The sequence below is a fragment of the Streptomyces sp. NPDC054883 genome, assembly GCF_053610645.1.
Genome location: NZ_JBSGYT010000024.1, coordinates 35104 through 59361 on the forward strand (window position 1 = coordinate 35104; position 24258 = coordinate 59361).

A 24258-nucleotide genomic window follows, 5' to 3' on the forward strand; every position below is an offset into this window, starting at 1 on the left:
GGCGGCGTACTGCGGGCGCGGTACGCGGGACGCGAGGACGGCACCTGGGAGCGACGCGCTGCCACCGCGGCACGGGCGAGGCTGAGGCGCCCTCGTGTCTGAACCTGCAGAGAGATCCCGAACCATGTCGTGGCTGTCCCGCTTCAGCCTGGCCCAGAGAGCGCTGATCGGCCTCGTGTCGATCGTCGCGCTCTTCTTCGGCGCCATAGCCATCCCACAGCTCAAGCAGCAACTGCTGCCCTCCATCGAACTGCCGATGGTGTCCGTGCTCGCGCCGTACGAGGGTGCCTCGCCCGACGTGGTGGAGAAGCAGGTCATCGAGCCGATCGAGGCCACCCTCAAGGGTGTTGACGGCATCACCGGCATCACCTCGACCGCCAGCGAGGGCAACGCCCTGATCACGGCGCAGTTTGACTACGGCGACAGCGGCACCAAGCAGCTCGTCGCCGACGTCCAGCAGGCCGTCAACCGGGCCCGCGTCCGGATGCCCGCCGACGTCGACCCGCAGGTGGTGGCCGGTTCCACCGACGACATGCCGACCGTGGTCCTCGCCGCCACCTCCGGCAAGGACCAGCAGGCCCTCGCCGACCAGCTGGAGAGCTCGGTCGTCCCCGTCCTCTCCGACATCCCCGGCGTCGGCCGGGTCACCGTCGACGGCGTCCAGAAGCTCCAGGTCACCGTCACCCCCGACCCCGCGAAGCTGGCGGCGGCCGGTCTCGACGGCGCCTCCCTCGCCAAGGGCCTCCAGGCGGGCGGCGCGACCGTCCCCGCCGGCTCCTTCGACGAGGAGGGCAAGAACCGCACCGTGCGGGTCGGCGCCGGCTACACCTCCCTCGCCCAACTGGAGGAGCTGCGCCTGAGCGCCGGGCCCGGCAAGCCGGCCGTGCGCCTGGCCGACGTCGCCTCGGTGAAGCAGGAGCCCGCCAAGGCCGCCTCCCTCACCCGTACCAACGGCAAGCCCAGCCTGTCCGTCACCCTGACCATGGACAAGGACGGCAGCGCCGTCGCGATCTCCGACGCGGTTAAGGACAAGCTGCCCGAGCTGCGCTCCACCCTCGGTTCGGGCGCCGGCCTGGCCGTGATCATGGACCAGGGCCCGGCCGTCGCCAAGTCCATCTCGGGCCTGACCACCGAGGGCGCCCTCGGCCTGGTCTTCGCGGTTCTCGTGATCCTGGTCTTCCTCGCCTCGCTGCGCTCGACGCTGGTCACCGCGGTCTCCATCCCGCTGTCCGTCGTCCTCGCGCTGATCGTCCTGTGGACCCGCGACCTGTCGCTGAACATGCTGACGCTCGGCGCGCTCACCATCGCCATCGGCCGGGTCGTCGACGACTCGATCGTGGTCCTGGAGAACATCAAGCGCCACCTCGGCTACGGCGAGGAGCGCGAGGCCGCCATCATCACCGCGGTGAGGGAAGTGGCCGGGGCGGTCACCTCCTCCACCCTCACCACCGTCGCCGTCTTCCTGCCGATCGGCCTCGTCGGCGGCATGATCGGACAGCTGTTCAGCTCCTTCTCGCTGACCGTCACGGCCGCCCTGCTGGCGTCGCTGCTCGTCTCGCTGACCGTCGTACCCGTCCTGTCGTACTGGTTCCTGCGCGCCCCCAAGGGCACCTCGCAGGATCCCGGCAAGGCCCGGCGCGACGCGGAGGAGAAGGAGGCGCGCAGCCGCCTCCAGCGGTTCTACGTCCGCGTCCTGGGCTTCGCCACCCGCCGCCGGCTGACCAGTGTCGCCGTCGCGGCGGCGGTCCTGGTCGCCACCTTCGCCATGACCCCGCTGCTCAAGACGAACTTCTTCGACCAGGGCGAGCAGGACACCCTGACGGTGAAGCAGACGCTGGCCCCGGGCACCTCGCTGGCCGCCGCCGACGAGGCGAGCCGCAAGGTCGAGCGGGTCCTCGGCTCCGTCGACGGGGTCAAGGACTACCAGGTCACCGTCGGCTCCTCCGGCTTCATGGCGGCCTTCGGCGGCGGTACGGGCACCAACCAGGCCTCCTACCAGGTCACCTTGGAGGACGCCGGCGACGCCGACTCCGTCAAGGGGCGCATCGAGGGCGAGCTGGCCGGGCTCGACGGCGTCGGCGAGACCCGGATCCTCGCGGGCGGCGGCTTCGGCAGCTCCAACCTGAGCGTGGTCGTCAAGGCCGGTGACGCGGGCGTGCTCGCCAAGGCCGCCGAGCAGGTGCAGGCCGAGGTGGCCAAGCTCAAGGACGTCACCGACGTCCAGAGCGACCTCTCCCAGTCCGTGCCCCGCATCTCGGTCACCGCCACCCCCAAGACCGCCGAAGCGGGCCTGGACCAGGGCGCCCTCGGCGCGCTCGTCGCCCAGGCCGTCCGCGGCACCCCGGCCGGCAAGGCCGTACTGGACGACACCGAGCGGGACATCGTCATCAAGTCCGCCCGGCCGGCCACCACCCTGGCCGAACTCCAGGCGCTGCCGGTCGGCCCGACGGCCAGGCTCGGCGACGTCGCCGACGTGAAGACGGTCCCCGGCCCCGTCGCGATGACCCGGATCGACGGCGCCCGCGCCGCCACCATCACCGCCCGGCCGGTCGGCGACAACACCGGTGCCGTCAGCAGCGCGCTCCAGAGCAGCATCAAGGCGCTGGACCTGCCCGTCGGCGCCACCGCCTCCATCGGCGGCGTCTCCCAGGACCAGAGCGAAGCCTTCGGCTCCCTGGGCCTGGCGATGCTCGCGGCCATCGCGATCGTCTTCATGCTGCTGGTCGCGACCTTCCGGTCGCTGGTCCAGCCGCTGATCCTGCTGGTGTCCGTCCCCTTCGCGGCGACCGGCGCGCTCGGCCTGCTGATCGTCACCGGCACCCCGATGGGCGTCCCGGCGATGATCGGCATGCTGATGCTCATCGGCATCGTGGTCACCAACGCGATCGTCCTGATCGACCTGGTCAACCAGTACCGGAGCCAGGGCCTGGGCGTCGTCGAGGCCGTCATCGAGGGCGGTCGGCACCGCCTGCGGCCCATCCTGATGACCGCACTCGCGACCGTCTTCGCGCTGCTCCCGATGGCGCTCGGCGTCACCGGCGAAGGCGGCTTCATCTCCCAGCCGCTCGCGGTGGTGGTCATCGGCGGCCTGATCAGCTCGACGCTGCTGACCCTGCTCCTGGTGCCGACCCTCTACACGATGGTCGAGCTGTTCAAGGAGCGCCGGCAGGCCAAGCGGCGGGCCCGCCTGACGGTGGTCCCGGCCCCGAGCGAGGGGGAGACCCCGGCGCGGGTCTGAGCGCGGGGCTCCGTACACGCCGAAGGGGCGCCTCCCGGCCGGGAGGCGCCCCTTCGGGCGTGCGGTGGGGGCGGGCTACGGCAGCGCCAGCATCCGCTCCAGGGCGAGCTTCGCGAAGCTCTCCGTCTCCTTGTCGACCTGGATCCGGTTGACGAGGTTGCCCTCGGCCAGGGACTCCAGGGCCCACACCAGGTGGGGGAGGTCGATGCGGTTCATGGTCGAGCAGAAGCAGACCGTCTTGTCGAGGAAGACGACTTCCTTGTCCTCGGCGGCGAATCGGTTCGCCAGGCGCTGGACCAGGTTCAGCTCGGTGCCGATGGCCCACTTGGAGCCGGCCGGGGCCGCCTCCAGCGCCTTGATGATGTACTCCGTCGAGCCGACGTAGTCGGCGGCCGCCACGACCTCGTGCTTGCACTCGGGGTGGACGAGCACGTTCACGCCGGGGATCCGGGCGCGGACGTCGTTGACGGAGTCGACCGAGAACCGGCCGTGCACCGAGCAGTGCCCGCGCCACAGGATCATCTTGGCGTCCCGCAGCTGCTCGGCGGTCAGGCCGCCGTTCGGCTTGTGCGGGTTGTAGAGCACGCAGTCGTCCAGGGACATGCCCATGTCGCGCACGGCGGTGTTGCGGCCCAGGTGCTGGTCCGGCAGGAACAGCACCTTCTCGCCCTGCTCGAAGGCCCACTCCAGGGCCTTCTTGGCATTGGAGGAGGTGCAGATCGTGCCGCCGTGCTTGCCGGTGAAGGCCTTGATGTCGGCGGAGGAGTTCATGTACGAGACGGGCACCGTGCTGCCGGCTATCCCCGCCTCGGTCAGCACGTCCCAGCACTCCGCGACCTGCTCGGCGGTGGCCATGTCGGCCATCGAGCAGCCCGCCGCGAGGTCGGGCAGCACGACCTTCTGGTCGTCCGTCGTGAGGATGTCGGCCGACTCGGCCATGAAGTGGACGCCGCAGAAGACGATGTACTCGGCCTCCGGCTTGGCGGCCGCGTCCCTGGCCAGCTTGAAGGAGTCACCCGTCACGTCCGCGAACTCGATGACCTCGTCGCGCTGGTAGTGGTGGCCGAGGATGAAGACCTTGTCCCCCAGCTTCTCCTTGGCCGCGCGGGCGCGCGCCACCAGGTCCGGGTCCGACGGCGAGGGCAGGTCGCCGGGGCACTCGACCCCGCGCTCGCTCTTGGGGTCGGCTTCGCGGCCGAGCAGCAGCAGGGCGAGCGGCGTCGGCTGGACGTCCAGTGGCTGGGTGTCCATAGGCTGGGCGGTGGTCACGACACGCACCCTTTCTGTTCTGCGACAAGGGACTTCTGAAGACGTTCGGAGCGACTTCTCGTCTATTTGACGCTATCTATCATAGCCGCTTCACGTCAGTTTGACGATGCCGATAGTGTCGATGTGACGAATTCGCCCGCTCCGCCTGTCCCCGTCCGTCAGGTCCGCGCCCGGGCCCCGGTGTGCGAGCATGAATATCTGGAACAAGGTGCGGGACCCGGAATGAATCCGCGGTCGCGCTGGTTGCCACCGACGGCAAGAGTCCGACGTTTCCCCAGCCTCCGGCGGGGAGCCGCCCACTTCGGGAGTGAATGCAGATGTCCGTACAGGACGAAAAGACCACCGTGAGCGACGGCATCCTCCTGTCCGACGCCGCCGCCGAGAAGGTCAGGACCCTGCTGGAGCAGGAAGGCCGTGATGACCTCGCGCTGCGCGTCGCCGTCCAGCCCGGTGGCTGCTCGGGCCTGCGCTACCAGCTCTTCTTCGACGAGCGCTCCCTCGACGGCGACGTCGTCAAGGACTTCGACGGGGTCAAGGTCGTCACCGACCGCATGAGCTCCCCGTACCTGCACGGTGCCTCCATCGACTTCGTCGACACCATCGAGAAGCAGGGCTTCACGATCGACAACCCGAACGCCACCGGCTCCTGCGCCTGCGGCGACTCGTTCAGCTAAGCCGACGGGCTGCGCCGAGGGCCCGGACGGCATCCGCCGTCCGGGCCCTCGGCGTACCCGGGGTGGTGAGCGCTACTGGCGGGGGAGCGGCTTGCCCGTCGTCGCGTCCACCACCTTGCGGTCGCCCAGCGGCTTCTGGAGCGTCACCGACCGGGACATCTCCTTCGCCAGCATGATGCAGGCCCGGCCCGGCTTGTCCGGGGTGTCGGTGATCTTCACCAGGACGTCGGTCCCCTCCTCCCGCGCCTCCAGGGCGTAGGTGCTGCACACCCCGCCCCAGAAGTTCACGGTCAGCGTCCGGTCGGCCTCCTTGTAGGAGAACCCGGGCACCGTACGCGCCCCCGCGCTCGGAGCGACCGTCTCGCGGGCCGAAGCCGGCTCGACCACCGTGTGCGCCGGTGCGCCATCGGCCGCCGCCTCGAACAGCCAGGCCGGGACCAGGCCCCGCCCGCCGCCGTCGACCGTCCCCGCGGCGAGGCCCAGCACGGCCCCCCGTACGGTCTCGGTCCGCGGCGGCTTCATCGGGCGCGGCTCCGGGTTGCAGGGCAGGGTGTCCGTCGCGCCCGTCGGCGTGTCCGGAGTCAGCGGGACCGAGGTCGCGCAGCCGCTGGGGCCGGGGCCGGACCCGGCCGACCCGCCGCTGCGGGCGTTGAGCCGGGTCAGCGCCTCGGCGGCGCCGATCACCGGCTCCTCGGCCGTGCGGACCGGGGCCTTCAGCTCGCCGCTGCCCGCCACCACCGTGCCGTCGGGGCCGACGCTCACCTTGCTGGACCAGCCCTGCGTGGGCATCCCGCCCACCACCGGGTCGGCCGTCACCACCCGGACCGCGCCCTGGGTGAGGCGGGCGTCCAGCTTGGCGTCCGCCTGGCCCGCGCCCGCGAGCACCGGGGCGGCGGCGGACTTGGCGGCCTCCTCGGACACGGGCTGAGCGGTGTCGCCCGCGGCCCGCGGCAGCGTGGCCGGGCCGCAGGTGTCCTGGCCGCGCTTGCAGTTGTCGCTGCCCGCGCCCGCGCCGCTGCCGGCGCCGTTGCCGTCCCCGCCCGCCTGGAACCGGGTGAAGTTCCAGGTGCCCGGGGCCGTACGGGTGACCGTGAGCCGGGGCCCGGACCCGTCGGCCGCCTCGCCGGCCAGCCACTGCTCGCCGGTGAGCCGGGGCGCGCCGGGGATGCCGAGGGCCGTCGCGAGCCGGGCCACCTCCTCGGAGGTCACCTCGCCGGTGGCCGCGTAGGCCGGGGCGGTGGCCGGGGCGTCGGGGAGCTTGACGCCGGCCCGGTAGGTCACCCCGCCGCCCGAGGGGTCGGGCTCGCCGGGGGCGATGCCCGGGCCCGGCGGGGTCGGCGCCACGCGGGGCGCGGAGGCCGCGCTGTCACCCGTACGGCGGCCGCCCGAGCCGTCGCCGTAGGCCGTGGACGCCCAGTAGGCGGTGCCCCCGCCCGCCAGGAGGACGGCCGCCGCGACCGAGCCGACGGCCCAGCCCGGCCGCCGTCGTGTGGGGCGTGATGTGTCGGGTCGTTCGGTGGTCACCGCATCGCTCCTTCGCCTGTCCCGCGTGTCTCGATGCGGGTGTGACGGAGCGGACCGCGAACCGGTTCCCTCCGGACAGATCCTAGTGGCCGTACTCCGCCGTGGCGGCGATCAGCCGCGCCGAAGCGGGCGGGACGCGGACGCCGTGGATCTGGGAGGGCGCCACCGGCGCGGGCCGCGGGTCTGCCGGGACCGCCCAGTGCGGGGCCATCCGGGCGCAGTCGCCCAGCAGCCGTGCGAAGCCCGGCCGCGTCACGGCGGTGTGCTCGGCGTACCCGAAACCATCGGTGTAGGTCATGGAGGGCACGTTAAGCGCGAGTGACGCGAGGAGAAAGACCTACTACGGGGTAGTTTCGACGGGTCGGCCCCGAGCCGTCGACCGGGTAGTTTTGACTGTCCCCTCGCCCTCCCCCGCAGGAGCATCCACGCCGTGCGTATCGCAGTCACCGGCTCCATCGCCACCGACCACCTGATGACCTTCCCGGGCCGCTTCGCCGACCAGCTGGTCGCCGACCAGCTGCACACGGTCTCCCTCTCCTTCCTCGTCGACAACCTCGACGTCCGGCGGGGCGGTGTCGGCCCGAACATCTGCTTCGGCATGGGGCAGCTCGGCAGCCGCCCGGTCCTGGTCGGCGCCGCCGGTTACGACTTCGACGAGTACCGCGCCTGGCTGGACCGGCACGGCGTCGACACCGAGTCCGTGCGGATCTCCGAGGTGCTGCACACCGCGCGCTTCGTGTGCACCACGGACGCCGACCACAACCAGATCGGCTCCTTCTACACGGGCGCGATGAGCGAGGCCCGCCTCATCGAGCTCAAGGCCGTCGCCGACCGGGTGGGCGGGCTGGACCTCGTCCTGATCGGCGCCGACGACCCCGAGGCGATGCTCCGCCACACGGAGGAGTGCCGTACCCGCGGGATCCCCTTCGCGGCCGACTTCTCGCAGCAGATCGCCCGGATGGACGGCGAGAACATCCGCACCCTGATGGAGGGCGCGACGTACCTGTTCTCGAACGAGTACGAGAAGGGCCTCATCGAGTCGAAGTCCGGCTGGACGGACGCGGAGATCCTCTCCAAGGTGGGCACCCGCGTCACCACGCTCGGCTCGAACGGCGTGCGCATCGAGCGCGAGGGCGAGGAGCCGATCGTCGTCGGCTGCCCGGAGGAGAACGCGAAGATCGACCCGACCGGCGTCGGCGACGCCTTCCGCGCCGGTTTCCTGACCGGCCTGGGCTGGGGCGTCGGGCTGGAGCGGGCGGCGCAGGTCGGCTGCATGCTGGCGACCCTGGTGATCGAGACGCTGGGCACCCAGGAGTACACCCTGGCCCGCGCGCACTTCATGGACCGCTTCACCAAGGCCTACGGCGAGACGGCCGCCGCCGGGGTCCGGGCCCACCTGGCATAGCGCGCGACCACCACGGCCACGCCCCCGGCCGGTGCCGGGGGCGTCGCCGTCACCGCAGGCGGCGGACCGTGTACGCCGCGCCCACCGGCCGGGCGGCCTCGCCCACGTACGCGTGGCCCCGCATCGCGCACCACGCCGGGATGTCGAGCCGGGCCACCTCGTCGTCGGAGACCACCGTCACCGTCCCGCCCACGGGCACCGTGCCGATCGCCCGGGCCAGCTCGATGACCGGCTGCGGGCACCGCAGGCCCAGCGCGTCCAGCTCCACCGACTCCGCGACGGGGGCCGCCTCCTGAGCCTGCGGCACCCCGAGCCGCGCCCGCATGCCCGACACCGCCCTCGGCAGCACCTCCAGGAACCCGTTCACCTCCTCGGCCGTCGTCCCCGGCGGCAGGGACACCCGTACGTTCCCCTCCGACAGCACGCCCATCGCCTTCAGGACGTGCGACGCCGTCAGGGTGGAGCTGGTGCAGGACGAGCCCGACGACACCGAGTAGCCCGCCCGGTCCAGTTCGTGCAGCAGGGTCTCCCCGTCGACGTACAGGCAGGAGAACGTGACCAGGTGCGGCAGCCGCCGCTCGGCGTCGCCCACCACCTCCACGTCCGGCACCAGCCGAGCGACCCGCCGCCGGATCCGGTCCACCAGCACCCGCAGCCGGGCCGCCTCCGCGTCCGCCTCGGCCCGTACGGCCCGCAGCGAGGCCGCCGCCGCCACGACGGCCGGTAGGTTGCCGAAGCCGGGGGAGCGGCCCGACTCCCGTTCGTCCGAGGGGCCTTGGGGGGCGAACCGGACCCCCTTGCGGACCGCCAGCAGCCCCACCCCGGGCGGGCCGCCCCACTTGTGGGCGCTCGCGGTGAGCAGCGACCACGCGCCCTCCACCGGGCCCCAGCCCAGCGATTGCGCCGCGTCCACCAGCAGCGGCACCCCCGCCGCCCCGCAGACCTCGGCCACCTCCGCCACCGGCTGGACCGTGCCCACCTCGTGGTTGGCCGACTGGAGGCAGGCCAGCGCGGTGGCCGGGTCCACGGCGGCGGCGTACCCGTCGGGGGACACCGCCCCCAGCCGGTCCACCGGAACCTCCGTCACCGTGCCGCCGGACGCCGCGTGCGCCTCGGCCGCGTGGAGGACGGAGCTGTGCTCCACCGCCGAGACGACCAGCCGGCTGCCGACCCGGCGGCGCCCGGCGAGCGCCCCCGCGACGCCCGTGTGAACCGCGTGCGTCCCCGAAGGAGTGAACACGAGCTCGTCGGCGCGGCACCCCACCGCCTCGGCGGCCGCCTCCCGCGCCGCGTCCAGCAACAGCCGGGCCCGCCGCCCCTCGCGGTACAGCCGGACGGGGTCGGCCCAGCCCTCGTCCAGGGCGGCCTGCAGCGCCTGCCTGGCCACGGGGTGGAGCGGGGCGGCGGAAGCGGAGTCGAAGTACGGCATACGGGCACGCTAACCGGCCCTGCGCCGCACCCGGGGTCAGGGCCCGTCAGAAGGGGGGTCCCGGCCGCGGTTCAGGGCCGGATGGGCCGTCCCCCGGACGGCGGATCCATCCCTTCGGGGTCAGTAGCGGCGCGTTGGGCACCCTCCCCGCGCGACCCCAAATAGCGTCCAGTAGGGTTTGGTCCGCATAAACATCCAAACCCCTGCCTGCGTCAGGGCCGGCGACCGACCCGAACACGGCCGCGGCCGGCCGCGCGGGCCGAGACTCTCGGGAAGGCGCTACGTGAGTCCCTACGGCTCCGACCGCTCGCCGCGGCGCCCGATGCGGCGGAAGCTGCTGCAGGCGCTGACTGCGGGCGCGGTCCTGGCGACCGCCACTGGTTGCTCGTACAACTGGCAAGACTTCCCCCGCCTCGGAATGCCCACCCCGGTCACGGAGGAGGCGCCTCGCATCCTGTCCCTGTGGCAGGGGTCGTGGGCAGCCGCCCTCGTCACGGGCATCCTGGTCTGGGGCCTGATCCTGTGGAGCGTCATCTTCCACCGGCGCAGCCGGACGAAGGTGGAGGTCCCCCCGCAGACCCGTTACAACATGCCCATCGAGGCGCTGTACACGGTCGTTCCGCTCATCATCGTCTCGGTGCTCTTCTACTTCACCGCGCGTGACGAGTCGAAGCTGCTCTCCCTCTCCGCCAAGCCGGCCCACACGATCAACGTGGTCGGCTACCAGTGGAGCTGGGGCTTCAACTACGTCGAGAACGTCGACGGCGACGGGGCCACCCCGAAGGCGGGCGAGGTGCCCAAGAACCTCGCCAACATTCCGGACCGCTTCACCAAGGACTTCCCCGCGGGCGCCGAGGGCGTCTACGACAAGGGCGTCCCCGGCGAGCGGAACCCGCAGACCAACAACCCGGGGCCGACCCTCTACCTGCCCAAGGGCGAGAAGGTCCGCTTCATCCTGTCGTCGAACGACGTCATCCACTCCTTCTGGGTGGTGCCCTTCCTGTTCAAGCAGGACGTGATCCCCGGTCACACCAACGTCTTCGAGGTCACCCCGGACCAGTTCGGCACCTACAAGGGCAAGTGCGCCGAGCTCTGCGGCGTCGACCACTCCCGGATGCTCTTCAACGTGAAGATCGTCTCGCCCGCCGAATACCAGGCGCACCTCAAGGAGCTGGCCGAGAAGGGGCAGACCGGCTTCCTCCCGGCCGGCATCAACCAGACGGACTCGGCCCGGAACGCGGAGACGAACAAACTGTGAGCATCCTCAACGAACCTCAGGGTGCCGCCGCAGCCGACTCGTACGAGAACGAGCTGCCGGTACGGCGCAAGCAGCCGGGCAACGTGGTCGTGAAGTGGATGACCACGACCGACCACAAGACCATCGGCACGATGTACCTGGTCACGTCGTTCGTGTTCTTCCTCATCGGCGGCGTACTGGCGCTCTTCATGCGCGCCGAGCTGGCCCGTCCGGGCTCGCAGATCATGTCGAACGAGCAGTTCAACCAGGCGTTCACCATGCATGGCACGATCATGCTGCTGATGTTCGCCACCCCGCTGTTCGCGGGCTTCGCGAACTGGATCATGCCGCTGCAGATCGGCGCGCCCGACGTGGCGTTCCCGCGGCTGAACATGTTCGCGTACTGGCTGTACCTCTTCGGCTCGACCATCGCGGTGGCCGGCTTCGTCACGCCGAACGGCGCCGCCGACTTCGGCTGGTTCGCCTACTCCCCGCTGTCGGACGCGGTCCGCTCGCCGGGCATCGGCGCCGACATGTGGATCATGGGTCTGGCCTTCTCGGGCTTCGGTACGATCCTCGGCTCGGTCAACTTCATCACCACGATCATCTGCATGCGCGCTCCCGGCATGACGATGTTCCGCATGCCGATCTTCACCTGGAACGTGCTGCTGACCGGTGTGCTGGTCCTGCTCGCCTTCCCGGTGCTGGCCGCCGCGCTCTTCGCCCTGGAGGCCGACCGGAAGTTCGGTGCGCACGTGTTCGACGCCTCGAACGGAGGCGCCCTGCTCTGGCAACACCTCTTCTGGTTCTTCGGCCATCCAGAGGTGTACATCATCGCGCTACCGTTCTTCGGCATCGTCTCCGAGATCATCCCGGTCTTCAGCCGCAAGCCGATGTTCGGCTACATCGGTCTGATCGCCGCGACGATCGCGATCGCCGGTCTCTCGGTGACCGTGTGGGCGCACCACATGTACGTCACCGGCGGTGTGCTGCTGCCGTTCTTCTCCTTCATGACCTTCCTGATCGCGGTACCGACCGGTGTGAAGTTCTTCAACTGGATCGGCACCATGTGGAAGGGCTCGCTGTCCTTCGAGACCCCGATGCTCTGGACGATCGGCTTCCTGGTCACCTTCACCTTCGGTGGCCTGACCGGCGTCATCCTGGCCTCGCCCCCGATGGACTTCCACGTCTCCGACTCGTACTTCGTCGTCGCGCACTTCCACTACGTCGTCTTCGGCACCGTGGTCTTCGCGATGTTCGCCGGCTTCCACTTCTGGTGGCCCAAGTTCACGGGCAAGATGCTGGACGAGCGCCTCGGCAAGATCACTTTCTGGACGCTGTTCATCGGCTTCCACGGCACCTTCCTGGTACAGCACTGGCTCGGTGCCGAGGGCATGCCGCGCCGTTACGCGGACTACCTCGCCGCCGACGGCTTCACGACGCTGAACACCATCTCCACGATCAGCTCGTTCCTGCTCGGCCTGTCGATGCTGCCGTTCATGTACAACGTCTGGAAGACGGCCAAGTACGGCAAGAAGGTCGAGGTCGACGACCCGTGGGGTTACGGCCGTTCGCTGGAGTGGGCGACTTCCTGCCCGCCGCCGCGGCACAACTTCCTCACCCTGCCGCGGATCCGCTCCGAGTCCCCGGCGTTCGACCTGCACCACCCGGAGATCGCGGCCCTCGACCACCTCGAGGACCACACCGCCGGTGCCACCAAGGCCCTCACCGGCGACAAGGAGGCCGGCAAGTGAAGATCCAGGGCAAGCTGTTCCTCTGGCTCTCCTTCTTCATCCTGATCATGGCCGTCGTGTACGGCGTGTGGTCGAAGGAGCCCGTGGGCACCACCGCGCTCTTCCTGGCCTTCGGCCTGAGCGTCATGATCGGCTACTACCTGGCCTTCACGGCCAAGCGCGTGGACGAGATGGCCCAGGACAACCTGGAGGCCGACGTCGCCGACGAGGCGGGCGAGCTGGGGTTCTTCTCCCCGCACAGCTGGCAGCCGCTCTCGCTGGGCATCGGCGGTGCGCTCGCGTTCATGGGCGTCATCTTCGGCTGGTGGCTCATGTACTTCTCGGCCCCGATCATCGTGATCGGCCTGTGGGGCTGGGTGTACGAGTACTACCGCGGTGAGAACCAGAACCAGTAGCGAGCACCACCCGCAGGACCCGAGCACGGCACCAGGGGCCCGGACACCTCCAACGGAGGAGTCCGGGCCCCTCGTTTGCAGTCACCCCGCGCGCCGTAATTGTCATACCTTCTTAGCGTTGGCTCCATGAAGCACTCACCGCGTCTTTGGACGGTACTCAGCTGCTCCCTGCTGGTCGCGTCCCTCGGGGCCGGCGCCACCGCGTGTGGGGGGTCCGACGACAACCCGCTGTCCGCCCGTCCGTACGACGCGGGCGACCACGTCGCTTTCAACCAGGCCTCCGGCGGTCGCCCCGCCGACCCCAGCCGGCCGCTGGAGGTCACCTCGAAGGGCGTCGGCTCGCGGATCACCGACGTGACCGTGGTGGACACCCACGGCCGCCGGCTGGCGGGCGAGCTCTCCGCCAAGGGCGACCGCTGGCACAGCACCGCCGCGATGGCCGCCGGCGTGCGCTACACGGCCACCGTGAGCACGGAGGACGAGCGGGGCGCCCCAGGGCAGCGCACGCTGACGTTCGACACCACCCCGGCCAAGAAGGTCCTCCAGGTGGAATTCGGCCCGGACGCGGGCAAATACGGTGTCGGACAGCCCATCACGGCCGAACTGAGCGAGCCGGTCAAGGACAAGGCCGCCCGCGCCCTCGTGGAGCGCGGTCTGGTCGTGGACGTGCCGTCGGGCATCGAGGGTGCCTGGCACTGGGTGGACGACAAGAAGCTGCACTTCCGCCCCAAGGACTACTGGCCCGCCCACTCCACCGTCTCCGTCCGGAGCAACCTGGAGGGCGTGAAGGTCACCGACGACCTCTACGGGACCGCCAGCAAGCCGCTGAAGCTGGAGATCGGCGACCGCGTCGAGGTCACCACCGACGCCGCGTCGCACTACCTCACGTTCAAGCGCAACGGAGAAGTGATCAACACCATTCCGGTGACTACCGGAAAGCCCGGCTTCTCCACCCGCAACGGCATCAAGGTGGTCCTGGGCAAGCAGTACTACGTCCAGATGCGCGGCGACACCGTGGGCATCGGCGGCAGCGAGTACTACAACCTGCCCGTCTACTACGCGACGCGCGTCACCTGGAGTGGTGAATACGTCCACGCCGCGCCGTGGTCCGTCGGCTCCCAGGGCTACGAGAACGTCAGCCACGGCTGCACCGGCATGAGCACCGGCAACGCCGCCTGGTTCTACGAGAACATCACCGAGGGCGACATCGTCAAGGTGATCAACAGCATCGGTGACGACATGGACACCTTCGGCAACGGCTACGGCGACTGGAACATGGACTGGAAGGACTGGCGCGAAGGCAGCGCCCTGGTGGGCGGCACCCAGGAAGGCCGCAACGCGGTCGACCAGGCCCGACTGCGCCCGCAGGTCTGAACCGGCCCGGCAAGCCCGCCCAGCGGCCCCGAACCGGCCCGCGTGAGAGCTGTCACAGGCTCCCGACGGGCCGGTTCCGCTTGAGCGGCGCCGGGCTACGCGTCCAGCGACAGTCGGGCGCGCAGGAGGCGCGCCAGGGCCTCCGGGAACTCCACCGGGTCAACCGGAAGGGTGACGGCCGCATCGGCCCGGCTCCAGGTGGCCAGCCAGGCGTCCTGCGGGCGTCCCATCAGCAACAGCACCGGGGGACAGCGGAAGATCTCGTCCTTGATCTGCCGGCACACGCCCATGCCGCCCGCCGGAACGGCCTCGCCGTCCAGCACGCACGCGTCCACGCCGCCCTCGTCCAGCGCCTTGAGGACCGCCGGCAGCGTCGCGCACTCCAGGAACTCCACCGGCGGCAGGTCCGCGGCCGGCCTGCGCCCGGAGGCCAGCAGCACCTGCTCCCGGGTGCCCGCGTCGTCGCTGTAGACCAGAACTCGCGCAGTCGCCCGCATTTCGTTCCTCCACGTGTGCCCGTGAATCACGTTGATGTTGCGCGGGATGCTACTCCGTCCGACCGCTCGTCAACATCGGTTCGCACAGCCTCGCGGACAGCCGCCGGTAAGGAGATCTGATGGGCCGTTCGGGCCTTGCACACGCCTCTGACACTCCGAACGGCACCCCCCGGGGTGAGGGCGGGATAAGCGACCGACATAATGTCGGTCGTGGCGACAGCAACGACAGTAGATACCGGGCACGCGCACCCGACGGTCAACCGGCCGAACCTCGTCAGCGTCGGAACCATCATCTGGTTGAGTTCCGAGCTGATGTTCTTCGCGGCCCTCTTCGCGATGTACTTCACCCTGCGATCCGTGACGGGCGCCGAGTACTGGACAGAGCAGGCCTCGGCCTTGAATCTGCCCTTCTCGGCGACGAACACCACGATCCTGGTGCTCTCCTCCCTCACCTGCCAGCTCGGCGTATTCGCCGCCGAGCGCGGTGACGTGAAGAAGCTCCGGACGTGGTTCACCATCACGTTCGTCATGGGTGCGATCTTCATTGGCGGCCAGGTGTTCGAGTACACCGAGCTGGTCAAGCACGAGGGCATGTCCCTCAAGTCCGGACCGTACGGATCGGTGTTCTACCTGACCACCGGCTTCCACGGTCTGCACGTGACGGGCGGTCTCATCGCCTTCCTGCTGGTCCTCGGCCGGACGTACGCGGCCAAGAGGTTCACCCACGAACAGGCCACGTCGGCCATCGTCGTGTCCTACTACTGGCACTTCGTCGATGTCGTCTGGATCGGCCTCTTCGCGACGATCTACCTGATCAAGTAGCGAACACGTCGCCGGGCACGCCCGGCAATCCATCCAGAAACACCGACGCAGAAGATCCTGACACCGGGGTAATCCGTGAAAAAGCTCTCCGCACGACGACGCCATCCGCTGGCGGCGGTCGTCGTTCTACTCCTCGCGCTGGCGGCCACTGGGGGGCTTTACGCCGCCTTCGCCCCCGCGGGCAAGGCGCAGGCCGATGACACCGCCCAGTCCCTCGCCATCGAGGAGGGCAAGAAGCTCTACGCCGTCGGCTGCGCAAGCTGCCACGGAACCGGCGGTCAGGGTTCCTCTGACGGCCCCAGCCTGGTCGGCGTCGGCTCTGCGGCCGTCGACTTCCAAGTGGGTACGGGCCGCATGCCCGCCCAGCAGCCCGGCGCGCAGATCCCGGCCAAGCCCGTGATCTACACGCAGGCCCAGATCGACCAGCTGGCCGCGTACGTCGCCTCGCTGGGAGCCGGCCCGGCCGTGCCCACCCAGAAGCAGGTGGACCCGGCGGGTGCCGACATCGCCAAGGGTGGCGAACTGTTCCGCAACAACTGCGCGCAGTGCCACAACTTCACCGGCGAGGGCGGCGCCCTGACGCACGGCAAGTACGCCCCCAACCTTGCGGACGTCTCGCCGAAGCACATCTACGAGGCCATGCTCACCGGCCCGCAGAACATGCCCTCCTTCCCCGACAGCACGATGCCGGAGAAGCAGAAGAAGGACATCATCGCGTACCTCCAGAACGTGAACGGCGACAAGTCGGTCAGCCCTGGCGGCCTGAAGCTCGGTGGCCTCGGCCCCGTCTCCGAGGGTCTGTTCGGCTGGATCTTCGCTCTGGGTGCGCTGATCGCTGTCGCCGTCTGGGTCGCGGCCCACACCGCTAAGGCCAAGAAGTCATGAGTAGCCAAGACATTCCCGAAGAGAAGCACCTGCCGAGCGAGCAGGGCGACGCGCACCACGGTGGCGTAGCAGTCGCGGACGACCCGTTCGCCGACCCGGGCCTGCCGGTCCACAAGCCGCGCATCCAGGACATCGACGAGCGGGCCGCCAGGCGGTCCGAGCGCACGGTGGCGATGCTGTTCACGCTGTCGATGCTCGCCACGATCGGCTTCATCGCCGCGTACGTGACGATCCCCGTCGACAGGTTCGTGTACATCTTCCCGATCGGGAGGGTGAGCGGCCTGAACTTCGCCCTCGGTCTGACCCTGGGCACGGCGCTCTTCTGCATCGGCGCGGGCGCGGTCCACTGGGCCCGCACCCTGATGTCCGATGTGGAGGTCGCCGACGAGCGCCACGCCATCGCGGCGCCGCCGGAGGTCAAGGCCAAGGTCCTGCAGGACTTCGCCGACGGCGCGAGCGAGTCGGCCATCGGCCGCCGTCCGCTGATCCGCAACACCATGCTGGGCGCGCTGGCCATGCTGCCGCTGTCCGCCCTGGTGATCATGCGCGACCTGGGCCCGCTGCCCGAGGAGAAGCTGCGCAAGACCCTGTGGGCCAAGGGCAAGCTGCTCATCAACCAGAACACGATGGAGCCGCTGCGTCCCGAGGACGTGGTCGTCGGTTCGCTGACCTTCGCCATGCCGGAAGGCCTGGAGGAGACCCAGCACGACTTCCAGAACCAGATCGCCAAGGCCGCCCTGATGATCGTCCGGCTCCAGCCGCAGGACATCAAGGACAAGCGGGAGCTGGAGTGGTCCCACGACGGCATCGTGGCCTTCTCCAAGATCTGCACCCACGTCGGCTGCCCGATCAGCCTGTACGAGCAGCAGACGCACCACGTGCTCTGCCCGTGCCACCAGTCCACCTTCGACCTCTCCGACGGCGCCCGAGTCATCTTCGGCCCCGCTGGTCACGCGCTTCCGCAGCTGCGGATCGGCGTCAATGACGAAGGCTTCCTCGAAGCGCACGGCGACTTCGAAGAGCCCGTCGGTCCTGCATTCTGGGAGCGCGGATGAGCACTGCCACCACCACCGACAGTCAGCGCAAAGCGCCCGCCGGCGAGCGGGTAGCGGACTGGGCCGACGGCCGCCTGGGCATCTACAGCCTGGCCAAGTCGAACATGCGCAAGATCTTCCCGGACCACTGGTCCTTCATGCTCGGTGAGATCTGCCTCTACAGCTTCATCATCATCATCCTCACGGGTGTGTACCTGACGCTGTTCTTCCACCCGAGCATGAACGAGGTCGTCTACCACGGCCCCTACGTGCCGATGCAGGGCGTCCAGATGTCCGAGGCCTTCGCCTCGACGCTGGACATCAGCTTCGACGTCCGCGGTGGTCTGCTCATCCGGCAGATCCACCACTGGTCGGCGCTCATCTTCGTCGCGGCCATGGTCGTGCACATGATGCGCGTCTTCTTCACCGGCGCGTTCCGCAAGCCGCGCGAGGTCAACTGGATCTTCGGCTTCCTGCTGCTGGTCCTCGGCATGTTCACCGGCTTCACCGGTTACTCCCTGCCGGACGACCTGCTCTCGGGCACCGGTGTCCGCTTCATGGAGGGCGCGATCCTGTCCGTGCCGATCGTCGGCACGTACTTGTCGTTCTTCCTCTTCGGCGGCGAGTTCCCCGGCGGCGACTTCGTCGCACGGTTCTACTCGATCCACATCCTGCTGCTGCCCGGCATCATGATGGGCCTGCTGGTGGCCCACCTGATCCTGGTCTTCTACCACAAGCACACCCAGTACGCGGGTCCCGGCAAGACGAACAACAACGTCGTCGGCATGCCGCTGCTGCCGGTCTACATGGCCAAGGCCGGAGGCTTCTTCTTCCTGGTCTTCGGTGTCATCGCGGCCATCGCGGCGCTCGCCTCGATCAACCCGATCTGGGCGCTCGGCCCGTACCGCCCGGACCACGTGTCCACCGGCGCGCAGCCCGACTGGTACATGGGTATGCCGGAAGGCCTGGTCCGTGCCATGCCGGGCTGGGAGATCAACCTGTGGGGCCACACCCTCGTCCTGGGCGTGTTCATCCCGCTGCTGCTCTTCCCGCTGGTGCTCGGCGCGATCGCCGTCTGGCCGTTCATCGAGTCCTGGGTCACCGGGGACAAGCGTGAGCACCACCTGCTGGACCGCCCGCGCAACGTCCCGACCCGTACGGCCTTCGGTGTCGCCTGGATCGCGGAGTACATCGTCCTGCTGATCGGCGGTGGAAACGACATGTTCGCGCAGTACTTCCACCTCTCGATCAACAACATCACGTGGTTCGTCCGGATCGGCTTCTTCGTCGTCCCGGTCCTCGCCTTCATCGTCGCCAAGCGGATCTGCCTCGGCCTCCAGCGCCGGGACCACGACAAGGTGCTGCACGGTCGCGAGACCGGCATCATCAAGCGTCTGCCGCACGGTGAGTTCGTCGAGGTCCACGAGCCGCTCCCGCAGGCCAAGCTGCACACGCTCACCTCGCACGAGCAGTACCAGCCGATCGAACTCGGCCCGACGGTCGACGAGAACGGCGTGGAGCGCAAGCCCAAGGCCACGGAGAAGCTCCGCGCGAAGCTGAGCAAGGGCTTCTACGCGGAGAACAACCAGATTCCGAAGCCCACGGTGGAGGAGTACAAGGAGATCCAGAGCGGCCACGGCCACCACTGATCCCGCATGACCGCTTGAGGGATTGATTCCGGTCAATCCTGGTGTCGCCACGGCGAGAGCCCCGTCCAGGGTCTGGACGGGGCTCTTTGCCGTCCGCCCCGGCTGGATAGGCTGAGGGCCTTCCCATTCGACGTGGGCGGCGAGTACGGGGCGGCCCACTAGCGCAGGAGCGGACCATGAACGTTGCGACCCCGGCAGGCGGCGACAGCGTGGCGGCCCGCGGGTGGCCGGGCGTCCTCGACGCCCTGCTGACCGGCCGGGACCTGAGCAGCGACGACACGGCCTGGGCCATGGACCGGATCATGCGCGGGGAAGCCACCGATGCCCAGATCGCCGGTTTCGCGGTCGCGCTGCGGGCCAAGGGCGAGACCGTCGCGGAGATCAACGGCCTGGTGCGGGCCATGTACGAACACGCCAACCTGATCGAGGTGCCGGGCCGGACGGTGGACATCGTCGGCACCGGCGGCGACGGGGCCAAAACGGTGAACATCTCCACGATGTCCGCGATCGTGGTGGCCGGAACGGGCGCCAAGGTGGTCAAGCACGGCAACCGGGCCGCCTCCTCCGCCAGCGGGGCCTCCGACGTCCTGGAGAAGCTCGGCGTCAACCTCGACCTCACCCCGGCGCGGGTGGTGGAGGTGGCCGAGCAGGCCGGCGTCACGTTCTGCTTCGCGGTGAAGTTCCACCCCGCGCTGCGGCACGTCGCGGCGGCCCGCAAGGAGCTGGGCATCCGGACCACCTTCAACTTCCTGGGCCCGCTCACCAATCCGGCGCGGGTCCGGGCCCAGGCGACCGGCGTGGCCGACGCCCGGGTGGCCCCCATCGTGGCGGGCGTGCTCGCCGAACGCGGCTCCTCCGCCCTGGTCTTCCGCGGTGACGACGGCCTCGACGAGCTGACGACGACGGCCACGTCCAGGGTGTGGTGGGTGCGCGACGGCGCGGTGACGGAGCTGCCCTTCGACCCGCGCGACGTAGGCATCGACCTCGTGGACGTGTCGGCGCTGCGGGGCGAGGACGCCTCGTACAACGCCGACGTGGCGCGCCGGCTGCTGGCCGGCGAGACCGGTCCGGTGCGGGACGCGGTGCTGCTGAACTCGGCCGCCGCCCTCGTGGCGCTGGATCCGGGTACGGGCTCTCTGGAGGAGCAGCTCGCGGCGGGCATCGCCCGTGCGGCCGAGGCCGTCGACTCGGGCGCGGCCCGGGCGGCGCTGGAGCGCTGGGTGGCGGCGAGCAACGCGTAGGCCCCGGCGAGCAACGGGTAGGCCCCGGCGAGCAACGGGTAGGCCCCGGCCGGGCGGTGCGAGAACGGCGTGAAAGGGGTGACCCCGGTCCAGCATGCGGACCGGGGTCTTGCACGTGCGGGATCTTGTGGCAGGATGCTGACCAGGTCACGAGTGACAGCGTTTTGGCCCCGGCTCGCTGTCCGGCAACCCTCCTTCCGTGGCGGGGTGCCCCGGGTGATGACCAGGCCGTAGGCAGTGAGGTCTACGGCAAGCGCGGATCCCTCGACACCAGGGATCCTGGTCCTCGAGGAGCGTTTTCCGTGAGCAAGCGAATGCGATAGGGCGTCTGCGCCCCTTCTTCACCCCTCGGTAACAGGGTCGCTTCCGCGTACCCGGAACCCCGAGACACCCCCGTGCCCCGGACGGCCGCCGAGCCGTACCCGCGTACGGGCAGACACCGAAGCCATTCCGCCCTGCCTGCCGGGAGATACCGCCATGTCCGCATCCCTGAACGCCACCGCCGATCACTCCGCCGACCGCACCGGGTGTGCCGAGCCGCTGCCCGTGCTCGGCCGGGACGTCACCGTCCCGCTCGTGACCGGCGGCGAGGTCAGCTACGCGGCCCTCGACTACGCGGCCAGTGCGCCGGCGCTGCAGCGGGTGTGGGACGACGTGGCCGCGTACGCCCCGTACTACGGCAGCGTGCACCGCGGCGCCGGATACCTCTCGCAGCTGTCCACCGACCTGTTCGAGCAGAGCCGGGCCACGGTCGCGGAGTTCCTGGACTGCCGCCCCGCCGATCAGGTGGTCTTCACCCGGTCCACGACCGACTCGCTCAACCTGCTCGCCGCCGCGCTCCCGGCCGGCTGCCAGGTCTTCGTCTTCGAGACCGAGCACCACGCCTCGCTGCTGCCGTGGGGCGACGCGCGGGTCACGTACCTCAACGCGCCGCGCACCCCGGACGAGGCCGTCGCCGGCCTGGAGCGGGCGCTGGCCGGACGGGAGCCGTACGGGCCGGCGCTGGTGTGCGTCACGGGCGCGTCCAACGTCACCGGTGAGCTGTGGCCGGTGAAGGAACTCGCCGCCGCGGCGCACGCCCACGGCGCGCGGATCGTGCTGGACGCCGCCCAGCTGGCGCCGCACCACCCCGTCTCGGTGCGGGAGCTGGACGTGGACTGGGTCGCCTTCTCCGGGCACAAGCTGTACGCGCCGTTCGGCTCGGGCGTGCTGGCGGGACGGGCCGACTGGCTCCAGGAGGCGCAGCCGTACCTGGCCGGCGGCGGCGCGTCGCGGAAGGTGGCCCGGCGCGAGGACGGGGGCGTGGACGTCGAGTGGCACACCACGGCCGCCCGGCACGAGGCCGGCTCCCCGAACGTCATCGGCGTCTACTCCATCGCCTCCGCCTGCCGGGCGCTGACGGAGGCGGGCTTCGAGGGCCTGGTCGCGCGGGAACGGCAGCTGATCGCGAAGGTCCGCGAGGGCCTGGCAGCGGTCCCCGAGGTCCGGGTCCTCTCCCTGTTCGGGGACGAGGCCCCGCGGGTCGGGGTGATCTCGTTCGTGGTGGAGGGCTGGAACAGCTCCCACTTCGCCGCCGCGCTGTCCGCCGAGTACGGCATCGGAGTCCGCGACGGCCTGTTCTGCGCCCACCCGCTGGTGCGCACGCTGCTGGGCAGCGAGCCGCAGGCCCAGGGCGAATGCGGGGCGCCGGAGGCGGCGCCGGGGGAGAGGTCGCTCAACGCGATCCGCGTCAGCTTCGGCGGGGGCACCCCGGACGAGCACGTGGAGCGCTTCGTCCGCGCGGTGCGGGAGCTGGTCGCGGACGGCGCGAAGTGGCAGTACCGCACGGAGGAAGGCCGCTGCGTGCCGGTTTCCTGACGCGCCCGGCCTTTCCTCGACGCGCCCCTCGCGCGGCTCAGCGCCGGGGGCGCTCCTCTTTTCGACGCGCCGCTCGCGCGGCTCAGCGCCGGGGGCGCTTCCCCGGCTTCGCGCCGCTGCGCCGGACTCCGTCCGGCGGCGGGGTGGTGGTTCGACGGCGGGCTCGCGCCGGGGAACGTGGACCGCGGGCCCGGTGCCCGACCGCTGCCAGGAGCGCGACTGGCGCAACGCGCCGGGTCGTTCTGCGGAGCGCGGACCGGCACTGCCGGACGGGGCCGGCTGATCGGCGCCCGCCGACGTCCCGTACGGCGACGGCCGGGGGCGTCCACCGGCGGGCCCGCGGTCGGGGGGAGGTCCCGTGCTGTGCGCCGACGGCCCGGGCGCCGGGTACGTCTGCCGGCACGCCTGCGACCGGGCGAAGGTCCCGTGCCGTACGGCGACGGCCGGGTACGTCTGCCGGCAGGACCGCGGCCCGGCGGAGAACCTCGTCGGCCACCCGGGAGCCGATGGTGGGCTGCGCCTGCGACGGGCCGGCCCGGGACGGCTGCCTGTGTCAGACCCCCGGCCAGGGGCTACGCGTCGAGGCCGATCGCGAAGGCGGCTTCCAGGTCGTGCTGGGAGTACGTGCGGAACGCCACGTGGGTGTCCGTCGCCTCGACGCCCGGGATCTTGCTGATCCGGCCCGGGATGATGTCCGCCAGGTTCTCGTGGCGGGCGACGCGGACCAGCGCGATGAGGTCGTAGGTGCCGGTGACCGAGTAGACCTCGCTGACGCTGTCCAGCTGCGCGATGGACTCGGCGATCTCGGGGATCCGGTCCACGCTGGTCTTGATGAGCACGATCGCGGTGATCACGGTTGGCTGTCTCCCTCGCTGGCCGTCGCTGGTCGCCTCACTCTAGTCGTACGCCGATATCGCACCCAGGCGTAGGCGAACCCGACGGAGAACCCCACCACGTGGGCCAGGTACGCCACCCCCGGACCGCTCGCCGCCCGGTGCGCCGCCAGCCACTGCAGGCCGAACCAGAACATCAGCACGATCCACGCGGGGAACCGCAGCGGCAGGAAGAACAGGAACGGGAACAGGCTCGTCACCCGGGCCCGCGGGAACAGGCACAGGAACGCGCCCAGGACCGCCGAGATCGCCCCCGACGCCCCGACCAGCGTCTGGTCCGAGGAGGCGTTGGCCGCCGCGTACGCCGCCAGGGCCAGGTAGCCCGTACCGACGTAGAAGAGCAGGAACGCCGGGCGGCCCATCCGTTCCTCCGCCATCGCGCCGAACACGTGGAGGAAGAGCATGTTGCCGAGCAGGTGCAGCCAGCTCCCGTGCACGAACAGCGCCGTCAGCGGCGTGAGCAGGGCCCGGGCCGTCCCGCCGAAGAGCTCGTCCGGGACCACGCCCCAGCGCCGGAAGTACGCGGTCCCCGTCTCCAGCAGCAGGTCACCCGTCCCGTACACCGGGTTCAGGCCGGAGGCGGGGCCGAGGACGAACACCACACAGCAGCCCGCGATCAGCGCGCGGGTGACCACGGGGCCCCGCACGGCATCGCCGAGGGCGGCCTGCCACCTTACGATCATGCGTCAGAGCATGACGCAGCACCGCCCCCGTGCGGGTGGTGCCAGGCCGTAGGGTTACGTGCTGCGGTGCGCCGATCGGCGCCATCGGCCCCCGACGGCTCCGGCGGGCGGCTTTAATTGAAAGAGCTACGAAGGAGAGAGCGGCCTGATGACGGTTCCCCTGCCGACCGACACCACCCGGTGGCGCTGCACCCTGTGCGGCAACCTCACGCGCTTCGACGTCACCCGTTCGTCGAAGGTGGTGGAGTACGTCCACCTGGACCTCGCCGGGGAGCCCAAGGTCGAGGAGCGCGAGGTGGTCAATGAGACCATCGAGTCGGTCCGCTGCCGCTGGTGCAACGCGGTGGACCAGATCGAGCTCGTGGACAGGCCGGGCACGGACTCCTGACGGGAGCCGG

General features: G+C 70.4%; 21 protein-coding genes and 1 riboswitch. Of the genes, 14 read left to right on the forward strand and 7 right to left on the reverse strand.

Annotated elements, in window-relative coordinates; genetic code table 11:
* Positions 1-124 precede the first annotated feature (124 nt).
* Positions 125-3238, forward strand: a complete 3114-nt coding sequence (locus ACWGH1_RS19100) for an efflux RND transporter permease subunit (protein WP_453352204.1) — start codon at positions 125-127, stop codon at positions 3236-3238.
* Between the two features lie 75 nt (positions 3239-3313).
* On the opposite strand, the gene nadA is transcribed toward ACWGH1_RS19100, so the two are convergent.
* The gene (nadA, locus tag ACWGH1_RS19105) at positions 3314-4516 is read right to left on the reverse strand and encodes a quinolinate synthase NadA (protein ID WP_453357575.1); all 1203 of its coding nucleotides are present in this window, start codon (positions 4514-4516) and stop codon (positions 3314-3316) included.
* Between the two features lie 308 nt (positions 4517-4824).
* On the opposite strand from nadA, the gene erpA reads away from it, so the two are divergent.
* Positions 4825-5181, forward strand: coding sequence for an iron-sulfur cluster insertion protein ErpA (gene erpA, locus ACWGH1_RS19110; protein ID WP_136217385.1), 357 nt, complete (start codon positions 4825-4827; stop codon positions 5179-5181).
* 72 nt (positions 5182-5253) lie between these two features.
* Here erpA and ACWGH1_RS19115 read toward each other — a convergent pair whose 3' ends face one another.
* Both ACWGH1_RS19115 and ACWGH1_RS19120 read right to left on the reverse strand, forming a co-directional pair.
* Positions 5254-6705: a hypothetical protein gene (locus ACWGH1_RS19115; protein ID WP_453357064.1), complete on the reverse strand. Its 1452-nt coding sequence runs from the start codon at positions 6703-6705 to the stop codon at positions 5254-5256.
* A gap of 82 nt (positions 6706-6787) precedes the next feature.
* Positions 6788-7003 (reverse strand): hypothetical protein, encoded by a 216-nt coding sequence (locus ACWGH1_RS19120; RefSeq protein WP_453357065.1) that lies wholly within the window; start codon positions 7001-7003, stop codon positions 6788-6790.
* 132 nt (positions 7004-7135) lie between these two features.
* On the opposite strand from ACWGH1_RS19120, the gene ACWGH1_RS19125 reads away from it, so the two are divergent.
* Positions 7136-8110, forward strand: coding sequence for a carbohydrate kinase family protein (locus ACWGH1_RS19125; RefSeq protein ID WP_453357066.1), 975 nt, complete (start codon positions 7136-7138; stop codon positions 8108-8110).
* Between the two features lie 49 nt (positions 8111-8159).
* Here ACWGH1_RS19125 and ACWGH1_RS19130 read toward each other — a convergent pair whose 3' ends face one another.
* Positions 8160-9539 (reverse strand): aminotransferase class V-fold PLP-dependent enzyme, encoded by a 1380-nt coding sequence (locus tag ACWGH1_RS19130; protein WP_453408840.1) that lies wholly within the window; start codon positions 9537-9539, stop codon positions 8160-8162.
* Between the two features lie 283 nt (positions 9540-9822).
* On the opposite strand from ACWGH1_RS19130, the gene ctaC reads away from it, so the two are divergent.
* From ctaC to ACWGH1_RS19150, 4 genes are all read left to right on the forward strand, one after another.
* Positions 9823-10797, forward strand: coding sequence for an aa3-type cytochrome oxidase subunit II (gene ctaC / locus ACWGH1_RS19135; RefSeq protein ID WP_453356117.1), 975 nt, complete (start codon positions 9823-9825; stop codon positions 10795-10797).
* Entirely contained in the window at positions 10794-12530 is a 1737-nt protein-coding gene (gene ctaD / locus ACWGH1_RS19140; protein ID WP_136215172.1) for an aa3-type cytochrome oxidase subunit I, read from the forward strand. The genes ctaC and ctaD overlap by 4 nt, the downstream gene beginning before the upstream one ends.
* Positions 12527-12925 (forward strand): cytochrome c oxidase subunit 4, encoded by a 399-nt coding sequence (locus ACWGH1_RS19145; protein WP_136215173.1) that lies wholly within the window; start codon positions 12527-12529, stop codon positions 12923-12925. The genes ctaD and ACWGH1_RS19145 overlap by 4 nt, the downstream gene beginning before the upstream one ends.
* A gap of 126 nt (positions 12926-13051) precedes the next feature.
* Positions 13052-14299, forward strand: coding sequence for an Ig-like domain-containing protein (locus ACWGH1_RS19150; protein WP_453408841.1), 1248 nt, complete (start codon positions 13052-13054; stop codon positions 14297-14299).
* Positions 14300-14394: 95 nt separating this feature from the next.
* Here the strand turns inward: ACWGH1_RS19150 and ACWGH1_RS19155 are convergent, their stop codons facing one another.
* The gene (locus ACWGH1_RS19155; protein WP_453354217.1) at positions 14395-14796 is read right to left on the reverse strand and encodes a hypothetical protein; all 402 of its coding nucleotides are present in this window, start codon (positions 14794-14796) and stop codon (positions 14395-14397) included.
* 201 nt (positions 14797-14997) lie between these two features.
* Between ACWGH1_RS19155 and ctaE the strand changes: the two genes are divergently transcribed.
* The 6 genes from ctaE (at position 14998) to ACWGH1_RS19185 (ending at position 22284) form a co-directional block, all read left to right on the forward strand.
* Positions 14998-15618, forward strand: coding sequence for an aa3-type cytochrome oxidase subunit III (gene ctaE, locus ACWGH1_RS19160; RefSeq protein ID WP_453354218.1), 621 nt, complete (start codon positions 14998-15000; stop codon positions 15616-15618).
* Positions 15619-15693: 75 nt separating this feature from the next.
* Positions 15694-16503: a cytochrome bc1 complex diheme cytochrome c subunit gene (gene qcrC / locus ACWGH1_RS19165; RefSeq protein ID WP_453354219.1), complete on the forward strand. Its 810-nt coding sequence runs from the start codon at positions 15694-15696 to the stop codon at positions 16501-16503.
* On the forward strand, positions 16500-17558 hold the full coding sequence (qcrA, locus tag ACWGH1_RS19170; RefSeq protein WP_453354220.1) for a cytochrome bc1 complex Rieske iron-sulfur subunit: 1059 nt from the start codon (positions 16500-16502) through the stop codon (positions 17556-17558). Before qcrC ends, qcrA begins: the two co-directional genes overlap by 4 nt.
* On the forward strand, positions 17555-19186 hold the full coding sequence (gene qcrB, locus ACWGH1_RS19175) for a cytochrome bc1 complex cytochrome b subunit (protein WP_453354221.1): 1632 nt from the start codon (positions 17555-17557) through the stop codon (positions 19184-19186). Before qcrA ends, qcrB begins: the two co-directional genes overlap by 4 nt.
* 176 nt (positions 19187-19362) lie before the next feature.
* A complete protein-coding gene (trpD, locus tag ACWGH1_RS19180; RefSeq protein WP_453354222.1) occupies positions 19363-20427 on the forward strand; it encodes an anthranilate phosphoribosyltransferase in 1065 nt (354 codons plus the stop codon).
* Between the two features lie 145 nt (positions 20428-20572).
* Positions 20573-20689, forward strand: a riboswitch (SAM riboswitch).
* 215 nt (positions 20690-20904) lie between these two features.
* Positions 20905-22284, forward strand: coding sequence for an aminotransferase class V-fold PLP-dependent enzyme (locus ACWGH1_RS19185; protein ID WP_453408842.1), 1380 nt, complete (start codon positions 20905-20907; stop codon positions 22282-22284).
* A 572-nt stretch (positions 22285-22856) separates the two neighbouring features.
* On the opposite strand, the gene ACWGH1_RS19190 is transcribed toward ACWGH1_RS19185, so the two are convergent.
* Positions 22857-23138: an Lrp/AsnC family transcriptional regulator gene (locus ACWGH1_RS19190; RefSeq protein WP_007263678.1), complete on the reverse strand. Its 282-nt coding sequence runs from the start codon at positions 23136-23138 to the stop codon at positions 22857-22859.
* On the reverse strand, positions 23135-23860 hold the full coding sequence (locus ACWGH1_RS19195) for a rhomboid family intramembrane serine protease (protein ID WP_453353776.1): 726 nt from the start codon (positions 23858-23860) through the stop codon (positions 23135-23137). Before ACWGH1_RS19195 ends, ACWGH1_RS19190 begins: the two co-directional genes overlap by 4 nt.
* A gap of 148 nt (positions 23861-24008) precedes the next feature.
* On the opposite strand from ACWGH1_RS19195, the gene ACWGH1_RS19200 reads away from it, so the two are divergent.
* The gene (locus tag ACWGH1_RS19200) at positions 24009-24248 is read left to right on the forward strand and encodes a hypothetical protein (RefSeq protein WP_030291802.1); all 240 of its coding nucleotides are present in this window, start codon (positions 24009-24011) and stop codon (positions 24246-24248) included.
* Positions 24249-24258: the final 10 nt, after the last annotated feature.